Below are 15,108 nucleotides of genomic sequence, written 5' to 3' on the forward strand. Positions count from 1 at the left end.
CAGTCACTTGCCGTTTAGCAAGAGATTTTCCCATAATACCTGCCCTATAAGCCTCATATTAGTAGCACCATAAGTTTTGCGTACTCCCAACTCGGAAAGGCGCTCGTCCATACGTGAAGACATCATACCACTCAGGTTCATTGCAGGAATGAAAAGTAAAGCAAGCAACATATAAAGATACATTCTCAACTCAGAAGCCAAATCAGGAGCTGAACAAGAGTCGAACCGGAATGTACTGGCCCAATAATCATCGGGCTGCCCCATTAAATCATTCATGTACTTATCGGAGGCAAGATTCAATTTTCTGAAAACTTCACGCACTTCTTCCTTTAAGGCTTCTTTATCCTCAGCATCAGGAGCGGTCATATATATACCGACACTACCTACCAATTTCCCGGTAGCATCCGAAGTAACCCAGGAATTAAGCGTTATCGGTAACCACATATCTCCCACAGAAGAAGGCGTAGCGGCAGAAACATCTTCCACCACTCCGCAAACCCGATATTCCTGTGCATCCATATTAAAGCGCCTTCCCACTACGTCATCTGTAGCAAACAGTTTCCTTGCAACGCTCACCGGAAGAACCACTTCCCTGCGTTTCGCATCGATATCCGCTTGCGTGAAAGGTTTTCCATGCAGAAATCGAAAAGTGAAAACCTTCCAGAAGCCGACATCAGTATAAAGCGGGGTTACGCTAATCGGCTCATTATTATCTGGAACCTCTACGTAATTTTCACGATAGTTACTTGCTGTTGCACCAATGGCTTCCAGATGTGGCAAATCTTGCAACATCTTCACTACATCATAACTAACGGCAGAGCAGTTCCAACTCTTATCATTATCTTTAGGATAAGACTTCATTTTCGTTACAGTCAGCATCCGGTTGCGATTATATTCGGGATATATGGGCGCAAACTTCACATAAAAAATAATGAACAGTGTCATGACAAGGGCTATTGAAAGTCCTGTACCCACCACGTAGATTCCGGTAAAGAGCCGATGCTGCTTTATCATGGTCCACGCTTGTTTAAGATAAAGTTTAATCATAGTATCATCGTTTTTAATGATTATCACATAGGAGGATACACTATAGGGGATATAAACCTGTGCATAAGATTTATGTATCAGGTTACTTACAGCTAATTCAGTTTCAACTTATTCTTATTTTTATAGTTGCTCATATCGCTCACCACCACCTGGTCGCCCGGTTGTAAGCCGCTGGCTACTTCCACAAACTCAAAGTTACTGTCTCCCAACTGTACCTTACGTTTCACAATCTCTTTATCAGAGTTACGAACGAAAAGCTCATACTCACCGCGTCCCACATAATAAGAAGCATTAGCAATACGCATTACATCTTCTTTCACTGCATTCATCACATAGACATCCGTTTTCAAGCCCGAACGCAAACGACGGTTATTATCTTCATTCAACTGTACCGTAAAAGAGATCACTCCATTCTTCGACAACGGTGTCACACTGCTAACTGTACCCTCCAGTTTCTCACTGCCTATTTTTACAATCGCTTTGCCTCCCGCTGCCACACGGTCACCGTATGTATCAGCTATTTCACCTTCTACTTTGAAGTGGCTGAGGTCGGAAATCACTGCAAGCTGACTACCCTGTGAAACCTGCGCACCAATCTGATTATTTATATAGGTAAGAATAGCTTTACGCGGTGAGCGAATCTGTGCATCATCCAGCGTACGTTTCATCTCGGCAAGTCCCTTGCGGAATATGCTGAAATCCAATTCCTGAACTTTATATTCGGCAGCAAGCACTTCCTTTTCATTATCATACTGCTGCTCCAGCTGCTCATATTCCAACTGGGCCACATTATAGCTGAGTTCAGCCTGACGCACTTTATCCGTAGTTCCCGAACCCAAGCTGTCGAGATACTGCTCATTACGCAATTCCACTTTTTTACGGTTCAACTGCATGGCCGATACTTTAATCTTCATAGCCAGATCATTCAGTTTGGTCTGATTATTCACCCGAAGCTGATTCAACTTATAGCTACGCATCTGCTCTTCGTCCAGCAATTTCTTGTAGTCCGTCTCCACGCTCTGCAAGTCAAGTTTCAAGATTGGTGTACCTATATCCACACTATCTCCACCTTTCTTATATATCTCAACAATTCGGGTATTGATAGGTGAATTGATGATTTCCTCAAAAGCCGGCACCACTTTTCCTGATGCACTAACACTGACTTCAATCGTACCCTTATCAACCGTAGAAAACACCAGATCTTTTGTTTTCACTCCCGTACGCATAAATGAGATGAGTACGCTGATAACGATTACACTTGCCACGCCGATGCCACCGTAGCGGATAATTTTCTTGTTGCGCTCTTTGTTACGCACTTCTTTCGGAATTTCTCTGTCCATGTTGAATATTGAGTTATTTATTATTTTATCAGTTTTCAACCTGTTCCGCTTTCAAAAACGAACAGGCATATTATTCACATTATTTATATATACTAAATGCGTGCCAAAAATGTAAGTAACTGAAAACAAGACGATAGAGAAAAAAGAAGAGTGTCCGATATCGAACACTCTGTACATTTTCGGATAAGTATATCATACTTCAGGAAGTTCATCCCACACCATTCACAATAAAAGCATCAGCAGTTATTTAGCAACAGACAGGCAGTCGTTTACTTTTGCCCTGCTTGTTCTTCATCTCCACAGTAAGTCTTATCGGGTGTTGACCTTGGTTAACAGGCCTATCAACCTTGGCTAACGAATCCGTCAACCTTGGTTAACAAGCCTGTTGACCAAGGTCAACACCCAATTGTTCCTAAGGATAAACATACTATTCATTAGTCCTGCACGAAATGATCCCTGGTGTAAAACAAATGAATAGCTTAGAATCAAACTAAAAAGAGGACAATATACGCATCAATAATATTGTCATAGTTTCCCAGATAAACACATCATAGCGGTCAACGATATTCTGAAATCCTCAAACATTGGTTAATAAGGCGCAACTTATTTCATCCTCTTTGTGATAAGAAAATCCTTTTATATTTTTACCCTCATTATGGAAAATATCAGTATAAAAAAAGTAGAAACGAAGCGTGAAATGGACGATTTTGTGAAGTTCACAAACTGGTTGTATGCAGACTGTCCATACTACGTTCCTGACTTGGAAATGGATATTCGTAATACATTTAATCCGCGTAAGAATGCAGGACTGGAATACTCCGTCCTACAACCTTTTATTGCATATAACGAAGCTGGAAAACCGGTTGGCCGCATAGCGGGTATCATCAACTATCGAGCCAACCAAAAATGGCAAACGAAGAACGTCCGATTCGGATTCATAGACTTTATTGATGACCTGGAAGTATCAGCCGCACTGCTGAAAACCGTGGAGCAATGGGGCAAGGAACATGGTATGGATTATATACAAGGCCCGATGGGAATTTTCGATTTCGACAAGGAAGGGATGCTTATTGAAGATTTCGATAAGCTGGGATCAATGATTACAATATATAACTACCCCTACTATCCCAAACACATGGACACGTTAGGGTATGAAAAGGAAGTGGATTGGGTGCAGGTTTGCATTGAAGTACCCAAAGAAATACCGTCTAAATATGCCCGTGTGACCCAACTTTCGAAAGAGATGTTCGGACTACGAGTGAAGAAATTAACCAACGCTGATGTTGTAAAGCACGGTTATGGAAGAAAAGTATTCAAACTCTTAAACACTGCCTATGCTCCCCTCTTCGGCTATACAGAATTATCAGACAAACAAGTGGATATGTATGTCAAACGATACTTCCCACTGATAGACAAGCAAATGCTACCCGTCATACAAAATGAGAATGAAGAAGTTATAGGAGTGGCAATCACCATGGGAAGTCTGTCTCATGCCCTGCAAAAAGCCAAAGGAAAACTCTTCCCCTTAGGATGGTATCATCTGGTTCGTGCCCTGAAATGGAAAAAAGAGGAAAAAGCCGAACTGCTCCTGATAGCGGTGCGTCCCGATTATCAGGGACTGGGGGTAAATGCATTATTCTTCGATGACCTTATACCGGTTTATAATGAGCGTCACTTTAAATGGGCTGAGACAGGTCCGCAACTGGAAGACAATGTAAAAGAACTGACTCAATGGAAGCCCCTGCATCCCACCCTGACAAAAAGAAGACGATGCTATAAAAAGAAATTATAATAACGATAAAAAGAGATATGGAAAGAAAAGTAGTAATCACAGGTATGGGGATATGGTCGTGCCTCGGAAAAACACTCGAAGATGTACGCGATTCGCTATATACCGGAAAAAGCGGCATTATCTTCAGCCAGGAACGCAAAGATGCCGGATTCCGTTCCGCATTATGTGCAGATGTAGAGCGTCCTGACCTTAAACCGTTCATCCCACGCAATTTACGGCATTTCATGCCCGAGGAAGCTCAATATGCTTATATGGCCACACGGTCGGCCCTCGAAAATGCAAAGCTGGATCAAGATTATATAGACAGAAATGAGATCGGCATTATCTATGGAAACGACTCCGTAGCTGAAGCTACCATGCAGGCGCTCGATAAGTTTCGTGAGTTCAAGGATACATCAGCTTGCGGCAGCGGTGCCATTTTCCAGTCGATGAACTCTACCGTGACGATGAATCTTGCCTGCCTGTTCAAACTGCGCGGTATTAACCTGACGGCCTCAGCCGCATGTGCATCCGGTTCCCAGGCTATAGGATTGGCATACACACTTATACGTAGCGGAATGCAGGATTGCATTATATGCGGCGGTGCTCAGGAAACCAACTTATACAGCGTGGCTTCATTCGACGGCATCCAATCATTCTCTATACGTGAAGACAATCCCGCCAATGCCAGCCGTCCGTTCGACCGCGACCGTGACGGTCTGGTACCCGGTGGTGGTGCGGCAACAGTAATCATAGAGAGCTACGAACATGCCGTGAAGCGAGGGGCACCCATACTCGCAGAAATAGTAAGTTGGGGATTCTCGGGCAATGGGGATCATATTTCCACTCCCAATGTAGCAGGGCCGGCCCGTTCGCTTGAATTGTGTCTGAACAAGGGGGGTATATCCCCCCAACAAATAGGTTATATCAATGCACATGCCACCTCTACACGTATCGGAGATAGCAGAGAAGCATCAGCCATAGCTCAGATATTCGGCGATTGCAAGGTTCCCGTAACCTCCACCAAAAGCCAGACAGGGCATGAGATGTGGATGGCTGGTGCCAGCGAACTGATCTACTCGATGTTGATGATGAAGAACGACTTTATAGCAGGAAACATCAACTTTGAAAATCCGGATGAGGAAACTACCCGTATCCATATATTACCGGAAACGCGCGAAGCGCACTTTGATATGTTCCTTTCCAATTCCTTTGGATTCGGCGGAACAAACTCAACCCTTATTGTAAGAAATTTATAGTAACCATTTAAAAAGAAAATTATTATGACACGTGAAAGTATTATTGAACAGGTAAATGCCATATTGGCTGAAGAATTTGAAATTGATCAGGACCTTTTTACACCGAATGCCAATGTAAAGGAAACACTCTCGTTGGACAGCCTCAGTCTTGTGGATCTTGTAGCCATTATCCAGCATACCTACAAGATCAAAATTCCCGTAACCGATTTACAGAAGATTCAGACCTTCAACAATCTCTATGACTATATAGAATCACACTTCGGGCAGAGTGAATAATAAAGATATAAAGAGATGGTAGTATGACAGAATTCTGCATAAAGATTTATCGCTTTTTCCGTAATCATCGCGCAGTTTTCTGGGTGTCAATGATTGCTTTATATGCCTTCTTCGGATATTTTGCCTCAAAAATATATCTGGAAGAAGACATCAACAAACTGATGCCTTCATCGAAAAATGAAGATGGTACTACCAAACTCGCCTTTGCCAACCTGCGCATCAAGGATAAAACATTCTTGCTCTTTGAAGGAAAGAATGGAGCCTCTGTGGAACATATAACCGAAATATGTGATGCTTTCATTGATTCTCTGGAATCTAGAAATGCAGCCATGGACTCAACACAGCAGGTCATCGGGAATATTTTCTACAGATTGCCCGATGACCTGATGCTGGACGTTATCGATTATATGAGTGCGCACTTACCGGCATATATCGATACAAGCATCTACACTCGTCTCGATGCGATGCTTACCTATCCACACATGAAGCAGCAAATGAAAGCTAACCACGATGACTTGTTGAGTCCGGTGGGAAGTATGTTTCCCGAACTTATACAGATGGATCCTGTAGGACTGCGTGGTTTACTTATGGAACAGATGAAACCTTTTACCGAAGGGGCAGCCGGCAGCTACAAAACCCTTAACGGGCATTTCTTCGTCCAAGACTCCACAGTGTGTGTAGCATTTATTACACCCATGTATTCAGCCACCAATACGGGACAGGGTTCTACCCTATTCCGCATATTGAATGATCAGATAGAACAGTTTTCCGCCTCTGCTCCCGACGTAAAAATCAGCTATCACGGTACTCCTGCCAGTGGATTCTATAATTCATGGCGAATAAAATCGGACCTGAAAGGAACTATTATCGGCTCATTAGTACTGGTTCTTATCTTTATTTCTATCTGCTTCCGCAACTACAATACCATACCGCTATTACTGCTTCCCGTGGTATTCGGCACTCTCTTCGGACTTGCTGCAATGTATTTTATAAAAGGACATTTCTCATTGTTGGCACTCGGTATCGGAGCAGTAGTACTGGGAGTGGCACTCAGCTATGTACTGCATATCATTACGCATTATAAATATATCAGTGATCCCGAACAAGTGTTGCGCGATCAGGTCAAACCTGTTTGTTTAGGATGCCTTACCACCATTGGTTCCTTCATGGGACTTATCTTCATTCGGACAGAACTGTTACAGGACTTTGGTCTCTTCGCTGCTTTCGCCATTGTGGGGACTACATTCTTCAGCCTGGTATTTTTACCACAGTTCCTCAATCCAAGGAAAAACAAGTTGAATCACCGTGCATTCGCCATCATCGACCGTATTAATGCTTACCCCTTCGACCGTAAAAAGCCCCTGCTTTTCACCATACTTACCGCTGCGGTAGTGTGTATAGGATTCTATATTGCCGGAGGAACACAATTCGATGCCGACATGCACAACTTAGGCTATAAAGCCGAAAGTACTTCATATTCAGAGAATCTGCTTCGTTCCAAAACCCATACAGGTGACAAGCAGAAGTATTTCGCAAGTTCAGGGGCAACGATGGAAGAAGCCATAGAGAATTTTGAAATCATGGCTGCCAAACTCGATTCCCTGCAAAATATCGGACTTGTGAAGAGCTATACCCATACGAATCAAATATTTGTACCCTTGCATGTACAACAAGAACGCATTGACGCATGGAAAAACTTCTGGACCGGAGAACGCTTGCAACTTGTACATGATTTAATCAATAAGACAGCTCCCGAAGCCGGTCTTATTCCCGATGCATTCTCTCCTTTCTTTGAATTTGCAACTGCTGATTATGAGCCTGACGCTCTTTATGAAGCAAGTATTATTCCGGAAGGCTACCAGTCTACTCTGATGGAACAGTCCTACAACGACGAGTATCTGTGCTTTACATCCGTAAGATGCAAAAACGACTCTATTCATAGCAAGGAAAGTGACTATAACCGTATCTGTGAGGCTATAGTTTCATCACCTAGCCTGCTTGTGCTCGACACCTATTATTATACTACAGATACACTGATCCAATTGAATGACGACTTCAATGTGCTGCAATGGGTTTCCATGCTCTTTGTACTCATCGTACTCTTCTTCAGTTTCCATTTCAATATCAAGCATACCCTGCTCGGTTTTATGCCAATCTTGTCGAGCTGGCTTATAGTGTTGGGGGCAATGGTGATTTTTGATGTACGGTTCAATCTCATCAACATTATCATCTCCACATTTATCTTTGGTATAGGGGTTGATTATAGCATATTCGTGATGAACGGACTTATTGGCGGTAAAGAGAACTCGCGCTTGCTGGGTTATCACAAAACAGCTATATTCTTCAGTGCATTTATCCTGATTGTTACCGTGAGTTCCATGCTGTTTGCCGAACATCCTGCCATCAAATCAGTAGGATTCTCCACTCTTGTGGGCATGATTTCGGCAGTAGTGATCTCTTATGTGGTACAACCGGCCATTTTCAGAATGATTAATAAGAATAAAGAATGAAGTACGATGCAGTTATCATAGGTAGCGGACTGGGTGGGCTGGAATGTGCACACATTCTTTCGAAAGCCGGTATGAGCGTTCTTCTGCTTGAAAGAGGAACACAAGCAGGTGGATGCCTCCAAAGCTACAGAAGGCATGGATTGGCTTTCGATACAGGCTTTCACTATGTAGGAGGTTTGGACGAGGGACAATCACTACACTCTGCATTCAGGCATCTGGGACTGCTACGTCTTCCATGGCAACGCCTTGACAACCATTTCGACCGGGTAACAATCGGAAATCAGACTTTCAGCTTCGCACAAGGATATGATGCATTTGTCGAAACATTGACAGCAGCCTTTCCAGCTGAACGTGATGCGTTGAACAAATATGCAGATATGCTGAAACAGTGCGGTGAACAGCAATTCGATGCGTTAAATCCTCAAACCGGAGAGTCATCATTACTTTCCCGGCTTTTTGAAACAAGCGCTTATCAGTATCTGACAGAGACATTCCATGATCCACTACTGATAAATGTACTCTGTGGCACTTCCCTGAAAATGGAATTACGGAAAGAATCTCTTCCATTGTTCACCTTCGCTCATGGTAACGGAAGTTTCATCGAAAGCAGTTGGCGATTAAAAGGTGACGGTTCTCTGATAGTAAACTCACTGGCTGATGGCATTCGTATGCATGGTGGCGAGATTATCTGTAATGCCGAAGTCCGGGAGTTAGTGGAAAAAGATGGTAAACTGGTGCATGCAGTATGCTCTAATGGAGAAATCTACGAAGGCACTATTTTTATCAGCAATATCCATCCTGCTGTCACCTGCAATCTGGTGAAACAAAGCAGCAGGATGAAGAAAGTTTATCGCAGCAGAATTACTCATCTGGAGAATACTTTCGGCATGTTCACCGTATCGCTCCGCATCAAGCCGCAAACTCTCAGATACTTTAACTGGAACCAATATATTTATAAGGAACCGGATGTATGGGCATTTCATCTGAAAAACAATCCTGTAAGCGGAGTACTGGTAAGTTGCCGCATACCGGAAGATGGCAGTAAGTATGTACAACAGGTAGATCTCCTCACCCCAATGAACTGGAGTGAGTGTGAACAATGGAGCCATACCGAAGTGGGCCGTCGTGGTGAAGATTATAAAGCGATGAAGAAGCGTGTCGCAGACGAATGTATCACCCTTGCCGAACGTTTCATTCCCGGCCTTCGTGATAGGATCACCGGATGCTACACCAGCACGCCACTCACTTACCGTAATTATACTCTCACACCTGAGGGGTCAGCTTATGGCCTGCGCAAGGATTTCAGAAATCCGATGATAACCCTGCTCTCACCACGTACACCCATCCCCAACCTGCTTCTTACGGGACAGAATCTGATGCTGCACGGGTTACACGGTGTGACCATGACAGCGCTCTTCACTTGTGCTGAAGTATTAGGAAAGGAACCGATATGGAATATAGTAAAAAACTAAAATAGACCTAACAATGAAGTATGCATTAGTAACCGGAGGCAGTCGTGGCATTGGCCGTGCTGTCTGTGTAAAATTAGCTCAGATGGGCTACCACATCATTATCAACTATGTAAGTAACGCCACAGAGGCCCAAAAGACTCTGGAACTGGTACGCCAGGCCGGACAGGATGGCGAGATACTGATGTTCGACGTAAGCAACCGGCAACAGACCAGCAAAGCCATCGAGTCATGGGAGAACGCCCATCCTGAAGAATACATCGAAGTATTGGTTAACAATGCTGGTATACGCCGTGACAATCTCCTGATATTCATGCCTGAAAACGACTGGCATCGTGTACTCAGCATCAGTCTCGATGGTTTTTACAATGTAACACAACCCTTGCTGCAATCCATGTTGGCCCGTAAGTTCGGACGTGTCATCAATATGGCAAGCGTAAGCGGTGTCAAAGGAATGCCGGGACAGACCAACTATTCCGCAGCAAAGGGAGCCATCATAGCCGCCACGAAAGCACTGGCTCAGGAGGTAGCACGCAAAAATGTGACTGTCAACGCTGTCGCCCCCGGATTTATCAGAACAGATATGGTAGAGGGACTCGACGAAGATGCACTGAAGAAAACCATTCCAGCCAATCGTTTCGGTACTCCCGAGGAAGTGGCCGAACTGGTTGGCTTTCTGGTTTCGCCAAACGCCGGTTACATTACCGGTAATGTGATTTCAATTAATGGAGGACTTTATACTTAAACTACATGTATGAAAAGATTATATATCCTATTTATCACTGCCATCCTCTTGTGTACCGCCTTATCGGCACAAGAAGCTGATATCCGAAAAGTTGCCGAACGATACAAAGGCATAAATACCTTCACAGCTACCGTGATTCGGACTAAGCACCATGCAGCAGTGGCAGAAGACGCTGTTACCAAAGGTAAATTTCACTTCATGCAGCCTAATGAAGCATACATGACGTTTAATGAAGGGAAAGATATGCTGATAATGGACAACGGTGTCTTCACTATGATCAATGATGGTCAGGAAAGCATAGCTAAGGGAGTAACCCATAAGCAATTTGAAGTTCTTCTGATTGTTCTCAGGAATCTACTTTCGAGCGATAGCGACAGTACGGATATCAAAGAAGTGGCCGACATGGAAATTACGAAACAAGGGAATCTCTGTGCGCTGACCATCACTCCGATTATTCCGGATGCAAAAGCTAAGCGCAGGATGATGTTCACATCGTTCGTACTTACCATCGATATTCAATCATCCGAATTTAAAGGTTTACGCATGAATGAGAAGGGCAAGAATTATACGCAATATGACTTCTCCGACTAACTAATAGGAGATTACAATGGGAAAAAAGATTGTTTTTTTGTTAGCGTCCTTCTTCTTCGTGTGGGTGGCGAATGGACAGAATACAATAATAAAAGGAATCGTAACCGATTCGATTACAGGCGAAAGGTTGCCTTATGTATCTCTTAAATTTGAGGGTACAACCATAGGAGCAGCCACCGATGGGGATGGGAACTTTTCATTCTCTACTCCAACCATCGATAAGATTCTGGAAATATCTTATTTGGGATATGACAAGAAACAAATGAAAGTCATCCCGGGGAAAACCAATGACCTGAAAATACAATTAGTTCCAAATGGAATTATGTTGAATGAAGTGGTTGTCAGACCTCAAAAGGAGAAATACAGCAAGAAAGAAAACCCAGCTGTTACATTTGTGAGGCAGGTGATTGCTCTACGTGAAAGTAATGACCCCCATAATCATGACTATTTCCAATACGACCGGTATGAAAAAATGGTCTTCGCCATGAATGAGTATGAACCAAAGCCTAAAAAGAATGGCAAGCCAGGCAAGTTCGATTTCCTGGCCGATTTTGTCGATACGCTTGATATTGGCACCACCATCCTGCCGGTTTCGGAAAAAGAAAAAGTCGAGACGGTCTATTACCGTAAGGACCCAAAGTCTAAGAAACATATAGTAAAAGGAAACAAATCGTCCGGTGTAGATGAAATATTCTCGCGCGACGGTATCCAGCAGGTTTTGAGCGAAGTATTCAGGGAAGTCGACATTTTCCAAAATGACATACCGTTATTTCTACAGAGGTTTGTAAGCCCGCTTTCCACAATCGGACCGAACTATTATAAATACTATCTGATGGATACATTAAACGTAAATGGCCAAAAGTGTGTGGATCTCGGATTTGTTCCGTTCAATTCGGAAACCTTCGGTTTTACCGGGCATCTGTATGTCACGCTCGACTCCACTTATTTTGTCCAAAAAGCAATCCTCAATGTTCCTAAGGATATCAATTTGAATTTTGTTTCCAGAATGACTATCGAGCAGATATTCGAACGGACCTCAGATAGTACCCGTATTATTAAGAAAGACGATATCAGCGTAAATTTCAAGTTAAGTGAGAAAACTAAAGGAATGTATGCAAGGCGTTTGAATGTCTATAGCAACCAGTCATTCGAAGAACCCAATGCCGAACAAGCCCAAATCTTTAAAAGTAGTGCACCTGTCATCATCTCAAAAGATGCTTATCGCCAGCCGGATGATTTCTGGATAAGCAATCGTCCGGGAGAAGCAATCAAAAAGAATCCGAACTCCGTGGAAAAACTGATGGTGAAATTACGCTCTGTTCCGGTATTTTATGTAACGGAAAAGGTCGTCACAACTCTCGTGTCGGGCTATATCCCTACCAATAAAGACCCGGCTATGAATAAATTCGAATTTGGTCCGATGAATTCTACCATTAGCGGTAGTGCAATCGAAGGGGCACGCTTTCGGGTGGGAGGCACAACGACGCCCGCACTCAATAAAAATTGGTTCTTCGATGGCTATATGGCGTATGGAACGAGAGATGAAAAGCTGAAGTATAATGCCCTTGTTGAATATTCATTCAATGAACGCAAAGAATACCGCAAGGAATTTCCGATAAATTCAATCCGGCTTGAATATATGTATGATATTAACAAGTTGGGACAGCAGTATATGTACACCAGCAAGGATAATGTCCTTCTAAGTATCAGACGTCAGAAGGATACACGGGCAACTTATTTGCGACAAGCTGAGCTGACTTACTCTTACGAACAGTATAACGGACTGGCATATAATGCCATTGTTCGTAACCGTCGCGAATATGCCACGGAATATGCTGTTTTCGACCGTATCAATGCAGACGGAACCATCAGCGATGTCAAGCACTATAATATGACGGAACTGGAACTGAAGCTCCGTTATGGCAAAAATGAAAAATTCTATCAGACTCGCAATAGTCGTGTTCCAATTACATTTGATGCTTTAATTTTTAATTTCAGTCATGTCATGGCAAAGAAAAACCTGCTTGGCTCATCCTACGATTATCATCGTACGGATATCGGCATACAGAAACGTTTCTGGTTTTCAGCTTTTGGATATATCGACATTATCACCAAAGCCGGAAAGGTATGGAGCAAAGTTCCGTATCCGCTGTTAATTCTGCCGAATGCAAACCTTTCTTATACCATTCAGCCGGAAGCTTATACGAATATGAACGCCATGGAGTTTATCAGTGACGAATATGTTTCCTGGGATTTGACATACTATATGAATGGAAATCTTCTGAATCGTCTGCCTCTCATCAAGAAATTGAAAGCAAGGGAGGTATTCTGTTTCCGTGGTTTATGGGGACATCTGACGGAGAAGAATAATCCTAAGAATGGAGGGGACGGGCTATATCTTTTCCCAAAGGGTTCATATACATTGGGAAAGGCTCCTTATATGGAAGCAAGTGTGGGCGTTGAGAATATCTTTAAGTTCCTTCGCGTTGATTATGTCTGGCGATTAAACTATCGCAACCATCCGGACATTCAGACAAAAGGAATACGTTGTACAATGAGACTATCATTCTAATATCCCAACTTCTTCGGTTATAACTCCGGATATTATACAAATTATCCCCTATGCCGGCATTATATATTAGTAATACCTACATAGGGGATTATTATTTAATTGAAGAAAGGCGCTACATATTCCGAAGATTTATTCTGTACGATAATCCGGTTCATATTATATTTAATCACAACCGTTTTCGCTTCCTTATCCATTTCAAAAGCATCCATATCCTGATTCAAAGGAATGAAAGAAGGAATTTGTGCAGTGGTATATTCTGCTGCCGAAGGTGTATTTGCGGCTTCCGTTTCACATACCGGGAAACGAATGCCCAAGTCGGCTGCACGTCTGCCTTCTGCCATAAAGATTTCTTGTCGCATCAGATAAAGAACTTCTAAAAGCCCATCGACTGTGGTTGGAGCATCAATCATTTCTTCTGTAACGGAAGTACCGGAAATATAAGGAACAGAAATCAAATGAGGTGACTGACGGTCGAGCACAAGTCCGCTCCTGAATTCATCCTCCGAAGATGCGGCTACCCGGTATTCCGAACTGTTAGGATATTCTTTATACCCTCCGTTATAACGTCCTTCCAACTGATCATTAATGTCTGTTGCTACCGGACGATTGCTAACAAGCGTCAACAATGTTTTCAGAAAACCTTTTGCTCCGTTTACATCGTTGTCAGCTAAAGCAGCTTCAGCCAAAATCAGATAGGGTTCTTCCGCTTTGGCAATACAGATAGGACGTGCCTCTTTTGCCTTAGTCTGAAAATATTTCGGATCAAGGAAATCCAAACGGGGCAGTGGTTGGAAATTAGTGCCATAAATATATCCCTGAATAGAACTTATCACATTATTCTCTCCATCAAATGTCACCTGTTTTGTGAAATCCGTCGACAACGTCAAGACATTGCTGGCATACTTCACTGCATTTACTTTATCTCCGAGCCGATAATAGGCACGGGCTATCAAGGTGTTGATAAACGCTGTCTCATCCGTATCACTTGTAAATTTCAGAGCTTCCGTAAATGTAGAGATAGCCAGATTCAGGTTCTCCTTCCAGCCCTTTACCTCTCCCCCGTTTTCAACAGGGAGCGCCCGGAAATATTCTCCTGCCAGGAGATAAGAATATCCCTTGATATAATAGAGATTATAGCGTTGTTCATCTGTAGTAGTTGCATCGGCCTTAGCCACTACTTCCAATCCCTGGATCGCCGTTTCCCGCAATGTACCTACGTGACGCTGCAAATTGGTTACATCTATATCCGTATACAGGATAGTGGGAAAATCGAAAACCTTACTACTCTGGCTATAGTTATTAAAATAATTATCGGAGAGTATTTCAGTCAATTCCACATACGAACCGATAATCGTGGCAAACGAACGGTTGGCTCCGTTCACCCAAGTACTCATGGCATTAGGGGTCTTCAGAAATGTATCTTCATCTACATTCGGATTAATGATCTCATTCGGCTGTAAAAGTTCACAAGACGAACAGGCACAAGCCAGGGAAGCTATCAATATATAATTCTTAATGTTCATATCTA

11 protein-coding genes are annotated in these 15,108 nt (G+C 43.1%); 8 read left to right on the forward strand and 3 right to left on the reverse strand.

The genetic code is table 11. From position 1 onward, the window contains the following. Positions 1–3 precede the first annotated feature (3 nt). The gene (locus tag K429_RS29205) at positions 4–1,047 is read right to left on the reverse strand and encodes an ABC transporter permease (protein WP_231501920.1); all 1,044 of its coding nucleotides are present in this window, start codon (positions 1,045–1,047) and stop codon (positions 4–6) included. Positions 1,048–1,139: 92 nt separating this feature from the next. Then, a complete protein-coding gene (locus tag K429_RS0127420; protein WP_007209988.1) occupies positions 1,140–2,387 on the reverse strand; it encodes an efflux RND transporter periplasmic adaptor subunit in 1,248 nt (415 codons plus the stop codon). Between the two features lie 655 nt (positions 2,388–3,042). Between K429_RS0127420 and K429_RS0127425 the strand changes: the two genes are divergently transcribed. Genes K429_RS0127425 through K429_RS0127460 form a run of 8 tightly spaced genes read left to right on the forward strand, consistent with a single transcriptional unit; the run spans position 3,043 to position 13,580 of the window. Next, positions 3,043–4,179 carry a hypothetical protein gene (locus K429_RS0127425; protein ID WP_007209990.1) on the forward strand — a complete coding sequence of 379 codons (1,137 nt, stop codon included), beginning with the start codon at positions 3,043–3,045 and terminating at the stop codon, positions 4,177–4,179. A gap of 17 nt (positions 4,180–4,196) precedes the next feature. Continuing rightward, positions 4,197–5,417: a beta-ketoacyl synthase gene (locus K429_RS0127430; RefSeq protein WP_029328835.1), complete on the forward strand. Its 1,221-nt coding sequence runs from the start codon at positions 4,197–4,199 to the stop codon at positions 5,415–5,417. A 24-nt stretch (positions 5,418–5,441) separates the two neighbouring features. After that, on the forward strand, positions 5,442–5,693 hold the full coding sequence (locus K429_RS0127435; protein WP_029328836.1) for an acyl carrier protein: 252 nt from the start codon (positions 5,442–5,444) through the stop codon (positions 5,691–5,693). Between the two features lie 23 nt (positions 5,694–5,716). Continuing rightward, positions 5,717–8,203: an MMPL family transporter gene (locus K429_RS0127440; protein ID WP_029328837.1), complete on the forward strand. Its 2,487-nt coding sequence runs from the start codon at positions 5,717–5,719 to the stop codon at positions 8,201–8,203. Next, positions 8,200–9,675 carry an NAD(P)/FAD-dependent oxidoreductase gene (locus K429_RS0127445; RefSeq protein ID WP_029328838.1) on the forward strand — a complete coding sequence of 492 codons (1,476 nt, stop codon included), beginning with the start codon at positions 8,200–8,202 and terminating at the stop codon, positions 9,673–9,675. Before K429_RS0127440 ends, K429_RS0127445 begins: the two co-directional genes overlap by 4 nt. Positions 9,676–9,688: 13 nt before the next feature. Continuing rightward, positions 9,689–10,417: a 3-oxoacyl-ACP reductase FabG gene (fabG, locus tag K429_RS0127450; protein WP_029328839.1), complete on the forward strand. Its 729-nt coding sequence runs from the start codon at positions 9,689–9,691 to the stop codon at positions 10,415–10,417. Positions 10,418–10,426: 9 nt separating this feature from the next. Next, positions 10,427–11,008 carry an outer membrane lipoprotein carrier protein LolA gene (locus tag K429_RS0127455; RefSeq protein ID WP_029328840.1) on the forward strand — a complete coding sequence of 194 codons (582 nt, stop codon included), beginning with the start codon at positions 10,427–10,429 and terminating at the stop codon, positions 11,006–11,008. A gap of 16 nt (positions 11,009–11,024) precedes the next feature. Then, positions 11,025–13,580, forward strand: coding sequence for a DUF5686 and carboxypeptidase-like regulatory domain-containing protein (locus K429_RS0127460; RefSeq protein WP_029328841.1), 2,556 nt, complete (start codon positions 11,025–11,027; stop codon positions 13,578–13,580). Between the two features lie 95 nt (positions 13,581–13,675). Here the strand turns inward: K429_RS0127460 and K429_RS0127465 are convergent, their stop codons facing one another. Beyond that, the gene (locus K429_RS0127465) at positions 13,676–15,103 is read right to left on the reverse strand and encodes a hypothetical protein (RefSeq protein WP_007216385.1); all 1,428 of its coding nucleotides are present in this window, start codon (positions 15,101–15,103) and stop codon (positions 13,676–13,678) included. Positions 15,104–15,108: the final 5 nt, after the last annotated feature.

Source organism: Bacteroides sp. 14(A) (genome assembly GCF_000526555.1).
In the GTDB taxonomy this organism is placed as follows: Bacteria; Bacteroidota; Bacteroidia; order Bacteroidales; family Bacteroidaceae; genus Bacteroides; species Bacteroides cellulosilyticus.